Origin of the sequence: Ruminococcus sp. XPD3002 (genome assembly GCA_900119535.1) — a bacterium.
In the GTDB taxonomy this organism is placed as follows: Bacteria; Bacillota; Clostridia; order Oscillospirales; family Ruminococcaceae; genus Ruminococcus; species Ruminococcus flavefaciens_H.
Genome location: FPJT01000017.1, coordinates 28,678 through 46,604, shown reverse-complemented (window position 1 = coordinate 46,604; position 17,927 = coordinate 28,678). Strand labels below are relative to the sequence as shown.

Below are 17,927 nucleotides of genomic sequence, written 5' to 3'. Positions count from 1 at the left end.
TACGGGGGAGGTGTACTTATGGCACATCGGAGAAAGAGTCTGTGGTCGGATGGTACTGCGGCGGCGGCAGTATCTTCTGCTGCAGGGATACTTTGCAGTCTTTTACTGCTTCTGCTGTTTTCTGCGCTTGTATGCTTTCTTATGGATTCGCTCATGTTCATGGATGCCTTTTCGGTCATTTCGCTTGCCGCAGGTTCTTTTGTGGGTTCTTTCGTATATGGAAAGTTCAGGCGCAAGGGCGGACTTATCGGCGGCATCCTCTGCGGTGCAGTTATGTATGCTTTCCTCTCTGCGGCAGCTTTTGCTGTGAACGGTTCTGCTATGAGCATAAAAAAACTCCTTCTGCTGTGCCTTTTCGGTGCAGCAGGAGGAGTATGCGGAGTCAATTCAAAGCGTCCGAGAGGACTTAGGGATCAGTAATTGCCAGAAGTGTCTTCCATGAGCTTGAACTTTATGTTGTAGTAGCTTATATTGCCGTCCTTATCGATGTGTGCGATCGTGGCAGGTACCGTGTCTCCGGGACCGTATGAAGCGCTTATGGTATCGTACATCTCATCGTAGGTTTTAACTGCTATATCGTTTATCTTTGTGATGAAGTCGCCTGCTTTCAGTTTGGACTTCGCTATATCGGCATCATCGCTGATCGAGTCTACGTAAATACCTTCAAAGTCCTCTGGTATCTCGAAGCCGATCCTTTCATTGATATCGGCACGTTTTGCCTCGGTAGCTGTATCGATGACTCTGATACCTATTCTGAATCGACCGCTTACATAGCCGTTTTTGATGAGTTCCTCTATTATTGGTGAAGCTTCGTTTATTGTGATAGCGAAGCCGAGTCCCTCATAGCTTGAGCTTACGTACTTTGAGGAGGTTATTCCTATTACCTGTCCGTACATGTTTACAAGCGCACCGCCTGAGTTTCCGGGACTTATATCTGCGTTGGTCTGTATGCAGTCCATTTCAAAGCCTGTGGCGTCGCTCTTTATCTTACGGTTAACGGCTGATACGATACCGTCGGTAACTGTACTTGAAAGACCTGCGGGATTGCCTATTGCGATAACCTGTTCGCCGACTATTGTTTCGTCCGAATCGCCGAGCACTGCTGGAGTGAACTCGCCGCGGTTTACCTTGATAACTGCGATATCGGTCTTTTTGTCGCTTCCGATGACTTTTGCGGTGTAGACTTCGCCGTCCATTGTATGTACATCGTGGAAGCCGTCGGGTTCGAGTACGTGTGCATTTGTTATGATGAAGCCGTCCTCGGAGATAACTATTCCCGAGCCTGTACCTGTAGGAGTTTTACGTGCAGCCGAATCGTAGGCGTATATCTCGACTATTGACGGCTTTACGGCAGCGGCAGCACCTTCGATAGTGTATCTGCCGTCCTCGTCCTTGAAATTGGATAGGTCGTTTGCACCTTCGGGCTTTTGCTCGCGATAGAGTACTACTGCTCTGTCCGCACCTGTTCTTCTCAGCGCCTTGTCTGCGTTGAGGATATCGGAAATGATGCCGTATACTGCAAGTCCGACGGTCACAAGCAGCAGGAAAATGAACAGGAATACAATGGAGCGCTCACGTCTGATGCGGCTCTTGTGTTCGGCGGCAAGCTGTGCCTCACGCATTTTTTCAGCGTTTCTCTTGTCTGCATCGTCGAAGCCTATAGGTTCGTACATAAAGGCGTCATATACAGGCACTCTTACCTCTTTTATCTTGTCTTCCTGCGGAGCTGATTTCTCTTCGGCAGGCTTTTCATGCTTTGGAATGTAGCTTTTCTGCGGCGGTTCATCCGCAGAAGGATTGTGTGTGACGGTAAAAAGTTCGTCGCGATCGTTCATATGTTATCCTTTCTATTTTGCGGTTTTTCCGTTTTTGGTCTTTTCCGGAACACGAGGATCATAAGGAATCTGTATCTGGAATTCTGTATATTCACCGTAAACGCTCTTAACAACTATATGACCGTTATGAAGGTGAACTATCTTGCGTGAGATAGAAAGTCCGAGACCGAGTCCCGTAGTGTCCTTGCCGCGGCTTGAATCGGTCTTGTAGAAGCGGTCGAATACCTGCTGTATCTCTGAGTTCTGAAGACCTTCGCCCGTATTCTTGATACCTATGATATTCAGTCCGTCGTTCTGTTCAAAGCGGAAGGAGAGAGTTCCTCCTTCGTTCACGAACTTTACAGCGTTCTCGACGAGGTTGTAGATGACCTGCTGCATGAGGTCGGGATCGACTACGGCATTCATTCTGCCGCTTCCGAGTCCTTCAACTTCAAGGTGCTTGTCGTCTATCTTCTTCTCGAACATGAAGACAGTCTGTATAACGAGATCGGTTATGTTTGTGTTTACGAAGTTAGGGGACATGGTACCCGATTCAAAACGTGTCATATTGAGCATTGAGCTTATGAGTATCCTGAGTCGCTTTATCTCTTTTGATACGAGTATAAGGTACTCGTTCTGCTTGGTCTTCTTGATAGTGCCGTCGAGGATACCGTCGACGAAACCGCCGATAGTAGTCATAGGAGTTCTCAGCTCGTGGGATACGTTTGCGATGAAGGTCTTGCTTGTCTCGTCGCTTTTTGCAACGTTTGCGGCAAGAGCGTTTACTCTGTCGGCAATGTCCTTCATATCGCCGGGAAGTTCGGAATGTATCTTCTCGGAGAAGTCTCCCTTGGCGTACTGTTCGGTTATTCTGAGGAAATTGGTCTCGTAGCTGATATACTTCTTTATCCTTCGCTTAAGGAGCAGGTAAGTGATGTAGATGCCGATGATTGCGAAAACTGCGTAAAACAGAGTTATCTCGGCAGTAAAGGTATTGATGTCCTTTGGATCTCCGTAGATGACCGTGTAGCATTTAACGGGGGACAGTACACCGGATTTAAGAAATGTGACCGCTCCGTATACAGTCTGCGGACCGCTGCTGGAGTAGTTCGTACTGTTGAGTTCGAGTATCTCGTCATCTTTATCGATAGTTTCCTTCATATTGTCCGGCAGTTTCTGTCCGTTTTCTGCGTTGTCGGGAGAAATGATGCAGGTACCCTCGGAGTCGTAGAGATAGATGCTTAGATCGTACTGTTCCGAGAAGGCCATGTGCATTCTTCTTACTATATCGTTGTCTGCGCTTCCCGTAGAATTGTATTCTTCCTTTACACAGCTCATGAACAGATCGCCTACCGAGCGGAGTTCATTCAGCTTTGAGCGTTTATAGAACGCAGAGGATATCGTTACCATGACAAAACCAGTGATGAGAAGCATTATCACGGCTATTATCAGGGCATAGCGGAAAAGCAGGTAATATGAGCTGTTTTTGCTGTTCATGGTATATCACCTCATATAAGGGCATTTCTAAAGATCCGCTTTGAGAAAAAACGGCTATGCACGGCGTATGTCGGTCGGACTTTCCACGGAGTTTTCCATGTCTCTGCCGCAACTATACGTTTTTTCTTAACCGGACAGGTTTTCAGATATGCCAATAATACAAACAGGGGACAGCGGACGTCCCCTGAAATCTGATCGCGGATAAAAGAGGATCATTCCTCTTCTTCGGCTTCGAATTTATAGCCTACGCCCCATACGGTTTTAAGGGACCATTTGTCTGAAACGCCCTCCAGCTTTTCACGGAGACGCTTGATGTGAACATCGATAGTACGTGAATCGCCGTAGTATTCAAATCCCCATACCTCATCAAGGAGCTGATCTCTTGTGTAGACTCTGTTCGGGTTTGAAGCAAGGTAGAAAAGGAGTTCGAGTTCCTTTGGCGGAGTATCGATGTTCTTGCCGTTTACCTTAAGCTCGTATCTTGTCATGTTTACCGAGAGCTTGTCATAGCGGACTTCCTTTATCTCAGGCTCAACATTGATGTTGCCTGCACGGCGTGTAACAGCATTGATACGTGCGATAACTTCCTTTGCGTCGAAAGGCTTTACGATATAGTCGTCTGCGCCCAGTTCGAGACCGATCACCTTGTCGATAGTCTCGCCCTTTGCAGTTATCATGATTATCGGAACGTTTGATTTCTTTCTTATCTCACGGCAGACCTGCCAGCCGTCCATACCCGGAAGCATTATGTCCAGAAGGACCATATCGGGCTTAAGGGCATTGAATTTAACGACAGCCTCTTCGCCGTCATGTGAGAGGATAACGCTGTAACCGTCCTTTTCGAGGTAAAGGCGGAGAAGATCACATATATTTTTATCATCGTCAACGATCAGTACTTTGAAGCTTTTTTCATTTGCCATATTGCAAATACCTCTTTCTTTAATTTTGTATTCCCTTTAGTTTTGTATTCTAATGAGCGCAGCCTGTGATACTGCCGCATAAAACGAACTATACAAACTAATTATACTACATAAAAAAGAGGTTGTCAATCGGTTTTTGCCAAAAATGCATTCAGTTCAGAGTAGTCAGAAATCAGAAAGCAGAAATCAGTGAACAGAAAGCAGTAATCAGAAAGAAGTAATAAGTGAACAGAAAGCAGAAAGTGGCGATCAGAACTAAGAGCTAAGAACTCAGAAATCAGTGAAGAGGCACTTTCCGGGCACCGGACGGTGCGTTTTGATTCGGTTTACAACAAAAAAGAGGACACAAGGTCCTCTTTTTGCTCTGAAAGGTCGGTTTATCACTCAGCTGAAGTGGTTGCTTCGGCTTCTGTAGCAGACTCTGTTGAGCCCTCGGAAGCAGCACCTTCTTCTGTTGTTTCGTCTGAGAATGAACCGTAGAATTCGTTGATGTCGAAAGGTGTGAAATCATCGACCTTGTCGAAGTAGTAAACAGCGTACTTGTTCTCGTCGAAGAAAACAAGGTTGTCGCCGTCGAAACCTGCATAAGCGGGCTCATCGTCATCGGTTGCAGTGATAGTAGCCTGATTTCCGCTGAGCTCCCATTTGAACTCCTCGGGCTTATCCTCTTCGGGAGTAGCTGCAAGGCTTGAACCTACAACGCCTGTCTTGTCCTCATTGAATGTAACGTTCATGATAGCGTAGATCGGGATACCGAAATATTCGCCTTCCATTGTCTCTTCGGAAGTAACGATCTTCTTGCATTCCCACTTGCCTGCAAAGTCGGCCTCTGTACAATCCTTGAGTGTAAGGTCTACGGGCTTGAGTTCTTCATCCTCGTCCTCGCTTGCGCCTTCGGAGGTTTCTGCATCTGTCTCAGCCTCTGTAGTTGCCTCTGCTGTAGTAGCCTCGGGAGCTGAGCTCTCTGAAGAGCTGCTTGAAGAGCTTCCGCAGCCTGTAAGTGTTGCTGCGATGAGGAGAGAAGCGGCAGCGATGCTAATTACTTTTCTCATGTTTATATCCTTCTTTCTATATAAGTGCGGAGATATTCTCCGTTAAGTATTATAACACAATGATTTAAAAAAGTAAATAAGCATTATTGTGGGAATTTTAACGTCAAAAAAGCCTACTAATCATCGAAAATACATAAAATATCGGTATTTTTAAATATAAAAACTCGTTCATAAAAAATTTACAATTGATAATGCGAAAAGTTTTGGAAATTCCTTGCATTATCGGCAATATTATGATATAATACTAACTGTTGAGCGCACAAGTTACAGCGCTCTGACTGCAGATGATATGCGTTGAAGCGGAAGGTTGCTGACGGTTTGTCAGGGAATTTCCGTGGAGTATGTCCGATTTCAAACCGGGCGATTGGGATAGCGAACACAGTCGGTGTTTAGAGCAGCGATGCAGCTTGCGTGTGCATCACTATGCTCAGACTATGTCTCTATTTATGATCAGTGGCTCGGAAAACAACGGTTTTTCGAGTTTTTTTATCAGATAGCGCAGGAAACACACGGAAACGTGTTAACAGATCCCTCAGAGAGTTGTTCTCTGCCCCCGAAAAATTATCCGAGGAGGCGAAAATATGGCAGTCAACGAAAAGATCAGATTCAAGATCAAGGGTTACGATCACGCTACAGTAGACATCGCTGCAGCTAAGATCGTTGAAGCAGCTAAGAGAAGCGGTGCAAGAGTTTCAGGACCTATCCCGCTCCCTACAGACAAGGAAGTTGTTACTATCCTCCGTGCTGTACACAAGTACAAGGATAGCCGCGAGCAGTTCGAAATGAGAACTCACAAGAGACTCATCGACGTTATCCGTCCTACAGAGAAGACAACTGCTGCTCTTGATAAGCTTGAGATCCCCGCAGGCGTAGACGTTGTTATGGAGGTTAAGTAATTAACCGCATCGTACACTGCAAACCACCGCTCGGGAAGCGGAATGGCGGTAGTCCGCCGGTCATGTTGACGACCTTCGTCAACCAATAACCTAACAGGAGGAAACAGATATGCAGAAAGGCATTATCGGTAAGAAGATCGGTATGACTCAGATCTTCGACGAGGCAGGAAAGGTTATTCCTGTAACAGTAGTAGAAGCCGGCCCATGCGTTGTCGTTCAGAAGAAGACTGTTGAGAACGACGGTTACGCAGCATTACAGCTCGGCTACGGCGACGTTAAGGTTCAGAGAGTGAACAAGCCTATGAAGGGCCACTTCGACAAGGCTGACGTTGCTTGCAAGAAGACTCTTAAGGAATTCAGACTTGATGACTGCGATTCACTCAATGTTGGTGATATCGTTAAGGCTGATACTTTTGCAGTTGGCGACGCTATCGACGTTGTCGGCACAAGCAAGGGTAAGGGCTTCGCAGGCGCTATCAAGCGTCACAACCAGCACAGACTCAAGGAAACTCACGGTACAGGCCCTGTTCACAGACAGGCTGGATCAATGGGTGCTTGCTCATCCCCTTCAAGAATCTATAAGGGCAAGGGCATGGCTGGTCACATGGGCGCTGAGCAGGTTACTGTTCAGAACCTCGAAATAGTTAAGATAGACACAGAAAACAATCTCATCGCTATCAAGGGTGCAGTTCCCGGTCCTAAGGGCGGAATCGTATATATCGTTGACAGCGTTAAGGCTTAATGGAAGGAGGAAGCGAAATGTCTACAATTTCAGTATTTGATATGGCAGGTAAGCAGGTATCCGAAACAGAGCTTTCAGACGCTGTATTCGGCATCACTCCTAACGAAGCTGTTATGCACGCTATGGTAGTTAATTACCTCGCAAACCAGAGACAGGGCACACAGTCCACACTTACAAGAACAGAAGTAAGCGGCGGTGGAAGAAAGCCCTGGAGACAGAAGGGTACAGGTCATGCAAGACAGGGCTCTACACGTGCTCCTCAGTGGTACCACGGCGGCGTTGCTCTTGGTCCTAAGCCCAGAGATTACCGCTATTCTCTTAATAAAAAGGTAAGAAGACTTGCTATGAAGTCTGCTCTTTCCACAAAGGTTCTCGATAACAACATGATCGTTCTCGATGCTCTTACACTTGACAGCTTCAAGACAAAGACCATCGCTGATATGCTCAAGGCTCTGAACGTTGAGGGCAAGGCTCTTATCGTTACTGCAGAGGCTGATGCAAAGGTTATCAAGAGCGCAGCTAATATCCCCGGCATCAAAACAGCCGCTGTAAATACTCTTAATGTTTACGACATCCTCAACTATGACAAGTTCATCGTTGTTAAGAATGCCGTAGGAAAGATCGAGGAGGTGTACGCATAATGAAAGCACCACAGGATATCATTCTGAAGCCCGTTATCACAGAAAAGTCTATGGACGGCCTCCAGGAAGGCAAGTACACCTTTAAGGTTGCCAAGGACGCTACAAAGCCTGAGATCAAGAAGGCTGTAGAAAAGCTTTTCGGCGTAGAAGTTAACAAGGTTACTACTATGAACGTTAACGGCAAGGAAAAGCGCATGGGCAGATACGTTGGTACAACTGCTGCATGGAAGAAGGCAATCGTTACCCTCACAGCTGATTCAAAGGCTATCGAATTCTTCGAGGGTATGTATTAATCCGTAACTTTACGGAAAGTATGGGAGTAATGCTCCCGCAAAAAATGCATTTAAGGAGAGAAATCAAATGGCTATTAAAACATATAAGCCTACGACACCTTCGAGACGTCAGATGACTGTTACTGATTACTCGATCCTGTCAAAGGTTGAGCCGGAGAAGAGCCTTCTTGAACCTCTTAAGAAGAAGTCAGGAAGAAACAGCTACGGCCGTATAACAGTTCGCCACAGAGGCGGCGGTAACAGAAGAAAGTACCGTGTTATCGACTTCAAGCGCGATAAGGACAATATGATCGCTACAGTACTCACTCTTGAGTATGATCCAAACAGAAGCGCTTTCATCGCCCTCGTTCAGTATGAAGACGGTGAAAAGAGATACATTCTCGCACCAAACGGCCTTAAGGTAGGCGACAAGGTAGAGTCCGGTTCAGAGGCTGATATCAAGCCCGGCAACGCTCTTAAGCTCGCTGACATCCCCGTTGGTACATTCATCCACGCTATCGAGCTTTATCCCGGCAAGGGCGCTCAGCTCGTAAGAAGCGCAGGAAATCAGGCTCAGCTCATGGGCAAGGAAGAGACTTATGCTCTTATCAGACTTCCCTCAGGCGAGATGAGAAAGGTTCCGATCAACTGCAAGGCTGCTATTGGTCAGGTTTCCAACATCGATCACGAGAACGTAAACTACGGTAAAGCCGGCCGTGTAAGAAACATGGGCTGGAGACCTACTGTTCGTGGTTCTGTCATGAACCCATGCGATCACCCACACGGTGGTGGTGAAGGTAAATCACCTGTCGGCCGTCCGGGCCCTGTAACCCCTTGGGGTAAGCCTGCACTCGGCTATAAGACACGTAAGAAGCATCACAGAACTGATAAGTTCATCGTAAAGCGCCGCAACGGTAAGTAATCTGAAAGGAGGAACTGATTAATGAGCAGAAGCATTAAAAAGGGACCTTATGTCCAGGAGGTTCTTCTTAAGAGAGTTGAGGCAATGAATGCTGCAAACGAGAAGAAGGTTCTTAAGACATGGAGCCGTTCATCAACAATATTCCCTGCATTCGTAGGTCATACATTCGCTGTTCATGACGGACGCAAGCACGTTCCGGTATACGTTACAGAGGATATGGTAGGACATAAGCTCGGCGAGTTTGCTCCTACAAGAACATACAAGGGCCACGCAGGCTCCAAGACATCCAATAACGGTAAGAAATAAGCGGAAGGAGGAGCTTTAAATGGAAGCAAGAGCTTATTTAAGAAATGCTCGTATTTCACCCAGAAAGGTGCAGATCGTTCTTGATCTTATAAGAAACAAGCCCATAGACATCGCTTTGGCTACTTTAGATCTTACTCCTAAGGCTGCAAGTCCTATCGTTTCTAAGCTTGTAAAATCCGCTCAGGCAAATGCTGAGAATAACTTCAGCATGGATAAGGATAATCTTTATGTTGCTGAGTGTTTCGTAACACCAGGCCCTATCATGAAGAGAATCATGCCAAGAGCACAGGGCAGAGCATACAGAATATTAAAGAGAACATCACACATCACAGTTGTTCTTAAAGAAAAAGAATAATCCCAAGGAGGTCTGATTAATGGGACAGAAGGTTAATCCGCACGGTTTCCGTGTCGGCGTTATTAAAGATTGGGATTCACGCTGGTATGCCAACAAGGCAGATTTCGGCAACACACTCGTTGAGGACTACAACGTTCGTAATTTCATTAAGAAGAGCTTATATGCTGCTGGTGTTCCCAGAATTGAGATCGAGCGTTTTGCCGATAAGGTGAGAATCCACATCCACTGCGCTAAGCCAGGTATCGTTATCGGAAGACAGGGCGCAGAGATAGAAAAGCTCAGAGTACAGCTCGAAAAGATGATGGGCAAGCAGGTTTTTGTTAACATCATCGAAGTTAAGCAGCCAGATATGGACGCTCAGCTCGTTGCTGAGAAGATCGCTCTCGATCTTGAGAACAGAGTTGCTTTCAGACGTGCTATGAAGCAGTCTATCGGAAGAACAATGCGTCTTGGCGCAAAGGGTATAAAGGTTAAGGTTTCAGGCAGACTTGCCGGTGCCGAGATCGCAAGAAGCGAAAGCTACCACGAGGGTACAATCCCGCTCCAGACAATCCGTGCTGATATCGATTACGGTTTCGCAGAGGCTGATACAACATACGGTAAGCTCGGCGTAAAGGTATGGATCTATAAGGGCGAAGTTCTCAAGGGCGATGCTGCTAAGGCTGCTGCTCAGAGAGAAAAGGTAGAGCGCAAGAGCGATTCAAGAAATAACGACAGACGTCGCCGCGACGACAGACGTGACGGCGGTAACAGACGCGGAGGAAACAGAAACTTCAACCGCGACGCTAAAAGAGAAGGAGGTAACCAGTAATGCTGCTTCCAAAGAGAGTTAAATACCGCAGAGTCCACAGAGGACGCCTTAAGGGTAAGGCATACAGAGGTAACAAGGTAACATACGGTGATTACGGTCTTCAGGCTCTTGAGCCATCATGGATCACATCCAACCAGATCGAGTCTGCCCGTATCGCTATGACTCGTTACATCAAGAGAGGCGGTCAGGTTTGGATCAAGATATTCCCTGATAAGCCTATCACAGAAAAGCCCGCTGAAACACGAATGGGTTCAGGTAAGGGTTCACCGGAATACTGGGTTGCAGTTGTTAAGCCCGGCAGAGTTCTCTTTGAGATAAAGGGAGTTCCCGAGGAGACTGCAAGAGAGGCTATGCGTCTTGCTATGCATAAGCTTCCTATCAAGTGTAAATTCGTTACTAAAGCAGAGCAGGAGGTGGAGCAGTAATGAAGGCATCAGAGATCAGAGAAATGTCTGTTGATGAGCTGAACGAGAAGCTCGTTAGCTTAAAGGAAGAGCTTTTTGCGCTCCGCTTTCAGCACGCTGTAAATCAGCTTGATAATACAGCTCGTCTTAAGGCTGTAAAGAAGGATATTGCCCGCATAAAGACTTCTCTGCGCGCTGCAGAGATCGCTGAGCAGTAAGAAAGGGAGGATTTAGCTAATGTCTACTGAGAGAAACCTTAGAAAAACAAGAGTAGGTAAGGTTGTAAGCGATAAGATGGATAAAACCGTCGTAGTTGCTATCGTTGATAACGTTAAACACCCGCTTTATAAGAAGATCATCAAGCGTACCGTAAAGCTCAAGGCTCACGATGAGAACAATGAGTGCAAGATCGGCGATCGCGTTGAGGTTATGGAAACACGTCCGCTTTCAAAGGATAAGAGATGGCGCATTACCAACATAATCGAGAAGGCTAAGTAATTATTTTTTGTATAGAAGCTTAATGCTTGAAAGGAGGAACTCGCTGTGATACAGATGCAGACTTATTTAAAGGTCGCTGATAACACAGGCGCTAAGGAGCTTATGTGTATCAGAGTTCTGGGAGGTACACGCAGAAGATATGCAAATATCGGCGATGTAGTGGTTGCTTCAGTTAAGAAAGCAACACCCGGAGGCGTTGTAAAGAAGGGCGATGTTGTAAAGGCAGTTATCGTTCGTTCAGCAAAGGGTCTCAGAAGAGAAGACGGAACTTACATCCGTTTCGATGAGAACGCTGCTGTTATTATTAAGGAAGATAAGAACCCAAGAGGTACACGTATCTTTGGACCAGTTGCTAAGGAGCTCCGTGAAAAGGAGTATACAAAGATCCTCAGCCTCGCACCCGAAGTACTTTAATGGAGGAGTAAGATAATGAGCAAAGTTCACGTAAAAACCGGTGATACTGTTATCCTTCTTACAGGTAAGTACGACGATAAGTACGAGAAGAACGGAGACAGAAAGACCGGCAAGGTTGCACAGGTCAGCCCTAAGGAGGGCAAGGTGATCGTTGACGGAATCAACGTTATCACAAAGCATGTCAAGCCAACAAGAATGGGCGAGACAGGCGGAATCATCAAGACAGAAGCTCCCGTTTATGCATCAAAGGTTCAGCTCGTTTGCCCTAAGTGCGGCAAGCCCACAAGAGTTGGCCACGTGATCGAAGACGGAAAGAAGCTCCGCGTTTGCAAGAAGTGCGGAAAGTCTTTTGAATAATGTAAAGGAGAAACGACATGGCAGTTTTAAAAGATTTTTATAATAGCGACGTTGCTCCTGCACTGATGAAGAAGTTCGGCTACAAGAGCGTTATGCAGATCCCGAAGCTCGACAAGGTTGTTATCAATGTCGGCGCAGGCGAAGCAAAGGATAACGCAAAGGTCATCGACGCTATCATGACTGACCTCGCTGCAATCACAGGTCAGAAGCCTATAGTGTGCAGAGCTAAGAAGTCAGTTGCTAACTTCAAGCTTCGTGAGGGAATGCCAATCGGCGTTAAGGTTACTCTCAGAGGCGAAAAGATGTATGAATTCGTAAACAAGCTCTTCAATGTTGCGTTCCCCCGTGTTCGTGACTTCAGAGGAATAAGCGCAAATTCATTTGATGGCAAGGGCAACTATTCTACAGGTATCAAGGAACAGCTTATCTTCCCTGAGATCGAGTATGATAAGATCGATAAGGTAAGAGGTATGGATATCAACTTCATCACAACAGCAAATACAGATGAAGAGGCAAGAGAGCTGCTGACTCTCCTCGGCGCTCCGTTCATCAAGTAATCAGGGAGGAATAACAATGGCTAAAAAGGCAATGATCAATAAGCAGCAGAGAACTCCCAAGTATTCAACAAGAGCATATAACAGATGCAAGATCTGCGGCAGACCGCACGCATATCTCAGAAAGTTCGGCATCTGCCGTATATGCTTCAGAGAGCTTGCACACGACGGTCAGATCCCCGGCGTTAAAAAGGCAAGCTGGTAAAATACAAAAGGAGGTCATCTGCAATGCAAATCACTGATACAATCGCGGATCTTTTAACAAGAATCCGTAATGCAAATACTGCAAAGCACGCCACAGTTGACGTTCCCGCTTCTAATGTAAAGAAGGCTATCACACAGATCCTCGTAGACGAAGGATATGTAAAGGGCTTTCAGGTTATAGAGGACGGAAAGCAGGGTGTTATCAGAATAACGCTGAAATACGGCGACAACAAGTCTCCCGTAATTACAGGACTCAGAAGAGTTTCTAAGCCCGGCCTGCGTATCTACTCAAGCTGTGAGGATATGCCAAAGGTAAGAAGAGGCCTTGGTATCGCAATCGTTTCAACTTCAAAGGGAATCGTAACCGACAAGAAGGCAAGAGAGCTTAATGTCGGCGGCGAAGTTCTCGCATACATCTGGTAAGGAGGAAAGCTGATTATGTCAAGAATCGGTAAAATGCCTGTCAGCATCCCCGCAGGTGTAGAGGTTAAGAATGAAAACAACCTTATCACAGTAAAGGGACCTAAGGGCGAGCTTACAAGACAGTTCAACAATGAACTTACAATAGAAGTTTCCAATGGAAGCATCAATGTATCAAGACCAAGCGATGACAAGCGTCACCGTTCACTTCACGGTCTTACAAGAACACTCATCGCTAACATGGTAGAGGGTGTTACAAACGGATATTCAAAGACTCTCGAGATCGAGGGTGTCGGCTACAGAGCTGCAAAGAGCGGAAACAAGGTTACTCTTAACCTCGGCTTCTCTCACCCTGTTATCCTCGAGGAAACAAACGAGATCAAGCTTGACGTTCCACAGCCTAACAAGGTTGTCGTTTCAGGTATCGACAAGCAGGCTGTAGGTCAGTTCGCAGCTGAGATCCGCGAGAAGCGTCCTCCTGAGCCTTACAAGGGCAAGGGTATCAGATATGCCGGCGAGCACATCATCCGCAAGGAAGGTAAGGCCGGCAAGGGCAAGAAGTAATTAGAAGGAGCAAATTGCTATGATTAAGAAGTTTGACAGCAATAAGGCAAGATTAAAGAGACACCGCAGAGTTCGTGCCAAGATCTCAGGTACTCCCGAGCGTCCCCGTCTCAATGTGTTCCGCTCAACTAAGCACATTTATGCTCAGCTTATCGACGATGTAAACGGCGTTACCCTTGCTTCCGCATCCAGCATGGATAAGGGATTCGACGGCAACGGCGGAAACGTTGAAGGCGCACGCAAAGTTGGCGAGATGATCGCTAAGAACGCTGCTGATAAGGGTATCAGCGAAGTAGTTTTCGACAGAGGCGGCTACCTCTACCACGGAAGAGTTAAAGAACTCGCAGAGGGCGCTCGTGAAAACGGATTAAAGTTCTAAGAGGGAGGTAAAACAATGGCTAATATCGAAACACAGGCTCCAGAGCTTCAGGAAAAGGTCGTTGCCATCAACAGAGTTTCAAAGACTGTTAAGGGCGGACGTGTAATGAAGTTCTCAGCTCTCGTAGTAGTAGGCGACGGCAACGGCACAGTCGGCTTTGGCCTCGGTAAGTCAGGAGAAGTTCCTGATGCTATCCGTAAGGGTATCGAGGATGCAAAGAAGAACCTTGTTAAGGTTGCTCTCAAGGGAACAACAATCCCTCATGATATCGTAGGCGAATTCGGCGCAGGCAGAGTTCTTATGAAGCCCGCTGCACCCGGTACCGGAGTTATCGCAGGCGGTCCTGTCCGTGCTGTGATCGAGGTTGCTGGCATCAAGGATATCAGAACAAAGTCACTTCGTTCCAACAACCCATGCAACGTTGTTAGAGCTACAATAAACGGTCTTGTAAACTGTGCATCTGCTAAGGATGTTGCTGAAAAGAGAGGCAAGTCCGTTAAGGAAATTTTAGGTTAAGGAGGCAGTAACAATGGCAAAGAACATTAAGCTCGTAAAGAGCCTTATTGGAAGAAAAAAGGACCAGATCGCTACTGCTCAGTCTCTTGGCCTCAAGAAGATCGGCGATGTAACAACTCAGCCCGATAATGAGCAGACACAGGGTAAAATCAATAAGATCTCACACCTCATCGAGGTTACAGAAGCGTAAACAAGGAGGTGCACAAGCATGAAAATTCACGAGTTAACTCCCGCACTTGATTCAAACAAGGCTGTAAAGCGTGTAGGCCGCGGACATGGTTCAGGAAACGGCAAGACCGCAGGCAAGGGCCACAAGGGACAGAATGCCCGCAGCGGCGGCGGCGTTAGAATCGGCTTCGAGGGTGGTCAGATGCCTCTGGCAAGACGTATCCCTAAGAGAGGATTCAACAACATCTTCGCTACAAAGTATGCGATAGTTAATGTATCAGACCTTAACAAGTTCAAGGACGGCACAGAGGTAGACGCAGATCTCCTCAAGGCTTCAGGACTTATCAAGAAGGAATACTGTGGTGTAAAGGTTCTCGGAAACGGAGAGCTTACCGCTAAGCTGACAGTTAAGGCTGCAAAATTCTCACAGAGCGCTGTAGAGAAAATTGAAAAGGCAGGCGGAAAGACCGAGGTGATGTAGTGTGTTCCAGACACTGAAACGCGCGTGGAGCGTTCCCGAAATAAGGAAAAAGCTCCTCTATACATTACTTATGATCGTTATCTTCAGATTCGGATGTGCTATAACAGTTCCGTTCCTCAATACATCTGTTGTTAAAGAATGGATGGATCAGAACGCTACCGACGGTAACTTCCTTGAATATCTGAATACCATCACCGGTGGTGCCCTTTCACAGGCTACATTATTTTCACTTTCAATAACCCCTTACATCAACGCCTCGATCATCATGCAGCTGCTGACATATGCTCTGCCGCCGCTTGAAAGACTCAGAGACGAAGGTGAAGAGGGACGTAAAAAGATCGACAAGATCACTGCTGTGGTCGCTACTATACTTTCTGTTTTCATGGGCTTTGCTTATTATCTTACTCTTAAGAATATGAGCACTGATTCCGCTTCAAGCGCAGTTAAGTATGTTACAGGCGGCTCAGGAATATTCGCAGGATTCGTTATCGTTACCTGCTTCGTGGCAGGTGCTTCATTCGTAGTATGGATGGGTAACAGGATCAGCGACAAGGGAATCGGAAACGGAGTTTCTATGATACTCTTTGCGGGTATCGCTGCAAGATTCCCTGTAGATGCAGGACACCTCATCTCTCTTACAAAACAGGATCCTGCAAAGTACCTCTTCGTTACTCTCGGATACTTAGTATTCATCGTTCTTGAATTCGCTCTTATCGTATTCATGAACGAGGCTGAAAGACGTATCCCGATACAGTACGCTAAGCGTGTTGTGGGCAGAAAGCAGTATGGCGGCCAGAAGACTCATATCCCGATAAAGGTAATGATGAGCGGCGTTATGCCTATCATCTTCGCTATGTCATTTATGGCTCTTCCTTCAACCATTCAGCTCTTTAAGCCTATTACAGCTGATTCACCTAAGTGGTATGTAAGCTTCATGAACTTCTTCAATACAAGAAGCTGGAAATATGCGCTTATATACTTCATTCTTATCATTGCGTTCAACTACTTCTACGTTTCTATCCAGTATAACCCTGTTGAGATCGCAAATAATCTGCGTCAGTCTAACGGCGGTATCCCAGGCATCAGACCAGGTAAGCCTACTTCAGACTACATCCAGAGAGTTCTTTCAAAGATCGCTCTCGTAGGCGCAGTTTTCCTCGGTATCATCGCTGTAGTTCCGATATTCATCTCTATTGCAGACGATAACCTCAGATCTCTTTCAATGGGCGGTACTACGATACTTATCGCAGTAAGCGTTGCGCTTGAAACTACAAGAACACTCGAATCTCAGCTCATGATGAGACATCATAAGGGCTTCTTACAGTAAGGAGGGTATACTCAATGAATCTTATTTTCTTAGGCGCTCCCGGCGCAGGTAAGGGTACACAGGCAGAGGTCGTTTCCGATGCACTGAAGATCCCGCAGATCTCTACAGGAAATATCCTTAGAGAAGCTGTAAAGAACGGCACAGAGTACGGTCTCAAGGCTAAGACTGCTATGGATGCAGGCGCTCTTGTTTCAGATGATATCGTTATCGGTATCCTTAAGGACAGGATCGCTGAGGACGACTGCAAGAACGGTTTCATTCTTGACGGTTTCCCGAGAACTGTTCCACAGGCAGAGGCTCTCGATGCTATGGGAATTAAGATCGATAAGGTCATCGAGATATACGTTGCAGACGAAACTATCAAGCAGAGAGTTTCAGGCAGAAGAGTCTGCCAGGGCTGCGGCGCTTCTTACCATATCGAATACAAGCCTTCAAAGGTTGAGGGCGTTTGCGATAAGTGCGGCGACAAGACTATCGTTCGTAAGGACGATCAGCCCGAAGTCGTTCTCGACAGACTCGCTACTTATCACGAAAAGACAGCTCCTCTCAAGGACTACTACGAGAAGCAGGGTAAGCTTGTTACCGTAGAAGGTCAGGAGGAAGTTGCTGATACTTCAAGACTCACTCTTGCAGCTGTAGGAGTTGAATAATGAGTATTACCATTAAATCAAAATCCGAAATTGCCATAATGCGTGAAGCAGGTAAACTGACCTGCGGCGCAATATGGTATGCGGGCGAAAGGATCAGGGCCGGTATGTCAACACTCGATGTTGATAAGCTTGTCGGAGAATTCTATTCAAGACACGGCGTTAAGTCCTGTTTCAAAGGATTATACGGTTTTCCTGCAAATGCATGTATCTCTGTAAATGAAGAGGTCATTCACGGAATACCGAAATCAAGCCACAGATTAAAAGAAGGCGATATAGTAAGCATCGACACGGGAGCTGCGTACAAGGGCTTCAACGGAGACAGCTGCTGGACCTTCCCTGTGGGTAAAATTTCTGATGAGGCTAAAGCATTGCTTGAGACAACAGAAAAATCTCTCTTCGAGGGAATCGCTATGGCTCAGGCAGGCAATCGCGTCGGTGACATCTCACATGCTGTTGAAGAGTATTGTGCTTCACGAGGCTACGGAATCGTAAGAAATTACTGCGGCCACGGAATCGGCAGAGAAGTCCATGAATCACCCGAGATACCGAACTGGGGCCGCGCAGGTCACGGCTCGAGACTGGTGGCGGGAATGACGATCTGCATCGAGCCTATGATAAATGTTAAAGGCGATGATGTTAAGACCTTGAAGGACGGCTGGACCGTGGTTACCAAAAATGGTTCACTGTCAGCTCATTTCGAGCACATGATCGCAATAACTCCTGACGGTCCCGTCATTCTGACAGAACCCTGACGGAGGGTGTA

The 17,927-nt window shown here is 46.6% G+C and carries 29 protein-coding genes; 25 read left to right on the top strand and 4 right to left on the bottom strand.

Annotated features, from left to right (window positions below; translation table 11 throughout):
* The first annotated feature begins 18 nt into the window (after window positions 1–18).
* Entirely contained in the window at window positions 19–420 is a 402-nt protein-coding gene (locus BT127_RS13435) for a TIGR04086 family membrane protein (RefSeq protein WP_075425492.1), read from the top strand.
* Here the strand turns inward: BT127_RS13435 and BT127_RS13430 are convergent.
* From BT127_RS13430 to BT127_RS13415, 4 genes are all read right to left on the bottom strand, one after another.
* A complete protein-coding gene (locus tag BT127_RS13430; protein ID WP_075425491.1) occupies window positions 414–1,835 on the bottom strand; it encodes a S1C family serine protease in 1,422 nt (473 codons plus the stop codon). The two genes, BT127_RS13435 and BT127_RS13430, sit on opposite strands and share 7 nt — an antisense overlap.
* Window positions 1,836–1,847: 12 nt before the next feature.
* Entirely contained in the window at window positions 1,848–3,311 is a 1,464-nt protein-coding gene (locus BT127_RS13425) for a sensor histidine kinase (protein WP_075425490.1), read from the bottom strand.
* A 212-nt stretch (window positions 3,312–3,523) separates the two neighbouring features.
* Window positions 3,524–4,231 (bottom strand): response regulator transcription factor, encoded by a 708-nt coding sequence (locus BT127_RS13420; RefSeq protein ID WP_075425489.1) that lies wholly within the window; start codon window positions 4,229–4,231, stop codon window positions 3,524–3,526.
* Between the two features lie 380 nt (window positions 4,232–4,611).
* Window positions 4,612–5,283 (bottom strand): lipocalin family protein, encoded by a 672-nt coding sequence (locus BT127_RS13415; RefSeq protein ID WP_075425488.1) that lies wholly within the window; start codon window positions 5,281–5,283, stop codon window positions 4,612–4,614.
* A 581-nt stretch (window positions 5,284–5,864) separates the two neighbouring features.
* On the opposite strand from BT127_RS13415, the gene rpsJ reads away from it, so the two are divergent.
* The 24 genes from rpsJ to map all read left to right on the top strand — a co-directional run bounded on the left by rpsJ (window position 5,865) and on the right by map (window position 17,916).
* A complete protein-coding gene (gene rpsJ / locus BT127_RS13410; RefSeq protein WP_075425487.1) occupies window positions 5,865–6,179 on the top strand; it encodes a 30S ribosomal protein S10 in 315 nt (104 codons plus the stop codon).
* A 109-nt stretch (window positions 6,180–6,288) separates the two neighbouring features.
* Window positions 6,289–6,921 (top strand): 50S ribosomal protein L3, encoded by a 633-nt coding sequence (rplC, locus tag BT127_RS13405; protein ID WP_075425486.1) that lies wholly within the window; start codon window positions 6,289–6,291, stop codon window positions 6,919–6,921.
* A gap of 17 nt (window positions 6,922–6,938) precedes the next feature.
* The gene (gene rplD / locus BT127_RS13400; protein WP_075425485.1) at window positions 6,939–7,562 is read left to right on the top strand and encodes a 50S ribosomal protein L4; all 624 of its coding nucleotides are present in this window, start codon (window positions 6,939–6,941) and stop codon (window positions 7,560–7,562) included.
* Window positions 7,562–7,855 carry a 50S ribosomal protein L23 gene (gene rplW / locus BT127_RS13395; RefSeq protein ID WP_075425484.1) on the top strand — a complete coding sequence of 98 codons (294 nt, stop codon included), beginning with the start codon at window positions 7,562–7,564 and terminating at the stop codon, window positions 7,853–7,855. The genes rplD and rplW overlap by 1 nt, the downstream gene beginning before the upstream one ends.
* 67 nt (window positions 7,856–7,922) lie before the next feature.
* Window positions 7,923–8,756 (top strand): 50S ribosomal protein L2, encoded by an 834-nt coding sequence (gene rplB, locus BT127_RS13390; RefSeq protein ID WP_075425483.1) that lies wholly within the window; start codon window positions 7,923–7,925, stop codon window positions 8,754–8,756.
* 21 nt (window positions 8,757–8,777) lie between these two features.
* Complete coding sequence (gene rpsS, locus BT127_RS13385) at window positions 8,778–9,062, top strand: 30S ribosomal protein S19 (RefSeq protein ID WP_075425482.1); 285 nt, start codon at window positions 8,778–8,780, stop codon at window positions 9,060–9,062.
* A gap of 19 nt (window positions 9,063–9,081) precedes the next feature.
* Entirely contained in the window at window positions 9,082–9,417 is a 336-nt protein-coding gene (gene rplV, locus BT127_RS13380; protein WP_075425481.1) for a 50S ribosomal protein L22, read from the top strand.
* Between the two features lie 19 nt (window positions 9,418–9,436).
* The gene (rpsC, locus tag BT127_RS13375) at window positions 9,437–10,228 is read left to right on the top strand and encodes a 30S ribosomal protein S3 (protein WP_075425480.1); all 792 of its coding nucleotides are present in this window, start codon (window positions 9,437–9,439) and stop codon (window positions 10,226–10,228) included.
* On the top strand, window positions 10,228–10,653 hold the full coding sequence (gene rplP, locus BT127_RS13370) for a 50S ribosomal protein L16 (RefSeq protein WP_075425479.1): 426 nt from the start codon (window positions 10,228–10,230) through the stop codon (window positions 10,651–10,653). The genes rpsC and rplP overlap by 1 nt, the downstream gene beginning before the upstream one ends.
* Window positions 10,653–10,850, top strand: coding sequence for a 50S ribosomal protein L29 (gene rpmC, locus BT127_RS13365; RefSeq protein ID WP_075425478.1), 198 nt, complete (start codon window positions 10,653–10,655; stop codon window positions 10,848–10,850). Before rplP ends, rpmC begins: the two co-directional genes overlap by 1 nt.
* 19 nt (window positions 10,851–10,869) lie before the next feature.
* Complete coding sequence (gene rpsQ, locus BT127_RS13360; protein ID WP_075425477.1) at window positions 10,870–11,130, top strand: 30S ribosomal protein S17; 261 nt, start codon at window positions 10,870–10,872, stop codon at window positions 11,128–11,130.
* 45 nt (window positions 11,131–11,175) lie between these two features.
* On the top strand, window positions 11,176–11,544 hold the full coding sequence (gene rplN / locus BT127_RS13355) for a 50S ribosomal protein L14 (protein ID WP_028519369.1): 369 nt from the start codon (window positions 11,176–11,178) through the stop codon (window positions 11,542–11,544).
* A 15-nt stretch (window positions 11,545–11,559) separates the two neighbouring features.
* The gene (gene rplX / locus BT127_RS13350; RefSeq protein WP_075425476.1) at window positions 11,560–11,901 is read left to right on the top strand and encodes a 50S ribosomal protein L24; all 342 of its coding nucleotides are present in this window, start codon (window positions 11,560–11,562) and stop codon (window positions 11,899–11,901) included.
* A 17-nt stretch (window positions 11,902–11,918) separates the two neighbouring features.
* Entirely contained in the window at window positions 11,919–12,458 is a 540-nt protein-coding gene (gene rplE / locus BT127_RS13345) for a 50S ribosomal protein L5 (RefSeq protein ID WP_075425475.1), read from the top strand.
* A gap of 16 nt (window positions 12,459–12,474) precedes the next feature.
* A complete protein-coding gene (locus BT127_RS13340) occupies window positions 12,475–12,660 on the top strand; it encodes a type Z 30S ribosomal protein S14 (RefSeq protein WP_009984979.1) in 186 nt (61 codons plus the stop codon).
* Between the two features lie 23 nt (window positions 12,661–12,683).
* The gene (rpsH, locus tag BT127_RS13335; protein WP_075425474.1) at window positions 12,684–13,082 is read left to right on the top strand and encodes a 30S ribosomal protein S8; all 399 of its coding nucleotides are present in this window, start codon (window positions 12,684–12,686) and stop codon (window positions 13,080–13,082) included.
* Window positions 13,083–13,097: 15 nt separating this feature from the next.
* The gene (gene rplF, locus BT127_RS13330; protein WP_075425473.1) at window positions 13,098–13,643 is read left to right on the top strand and encodes a 50S ribosomal protein L6; all 546 of its coding nucleotides are present in this window, start codon (window positions 13,098–13,100) and stop codon (window positions 13,641–13,643) included.
* Window positions 13,644–13,662: 19 nt separating this feature from the next.
* A complete protein-coding gene (rplR, locus tag BT127_RS13325; RefSeq protein WP_075425472.1) occupies window positions 13,663–14,022 on the top strand; it encodes a 50S ribosomal protein L18 in 360 nt (119 codons plus the stop codon).
* A 15-nt stretch (window positions 14,023–14,037) separates the two neighbouring features.
* Window positions 14,038–14,538, top strand: a complete 501-nt coding sequence (rpsE, locus tag BT127_RS13320; RefSeq protein WP_075425471.1) for a 30S ribosomal protein S5 — start codon at window positions 14,038–14,040, stop codon at window positions 14,536–14,538.
* A 13-nt stretch (window positions 14,539–14,551) separates the two neighbouring features.
* Window positions 14,552–14,728 (top strand): 50S ribosomal protein L30, encoded by a 177-nt coding sequence (gene rpmD, locus BT127_RS13315; protein ID WP_075425470.1) that lies wholly within the window; start codon window positions 14,552–14,554, stop codon window positions 14,726–14,728.
* A gap of 18 nt (window positions 14,729–14,746) precedes the next feature.
* On the top strand, window positions 14,747–15,187 hold the full coding sequence (rplO, locus tag BT127_RS13310; RefSeq protein ID WP_075425469.1) for a 50S ribosomal protein L15: 441 nt from the start codon (window positions 14,747–14,749) through the stop codon (window positions 15,185–15,187).
* Window position 15,188: 1 nt separating this feature from the next.
* Window positions 15,189–16,514, top strand: a complete 1,326-nt coding sequence (gene secY / locus BT127_RS13305; protein ID WP_075425468.1) for a preprotein translocase subunit SecY — start codon at window positions 15,189–15,191, stop codon at window positions 16,512–16,514.
* Between the two features lie 14 nt (window positions 16,515–16,528).
* The gene (locus BT127_RS13300; RefSeq protein WP_075425467.1) at window positions 16,529–17,164 is read left to right on the top strand and encodes an adenylate kinase; all 636 of its coding nucleotides are present in this window, start codon (window positions 16,529–16,531) and stop codon (window positions 17,162–17,164) included.
* On the top strand, window positions 17,164–17,916 hold the full coding sequence (map, locus tag BT127_RS13295; protein ID WP_075425466.1) for a type I methionyl aminopeptidase: 753 nt from the start codon (window positions 17,164–17,166) through the stop codon (window positions 17,914–17,916). Before BT127_RS13300 ends, map begins: the two co-directional genes overlap by 1 nt.
* The last annotated feature ends 11 nt before the right edge of the window (window positions 17,917–17,927 follow it).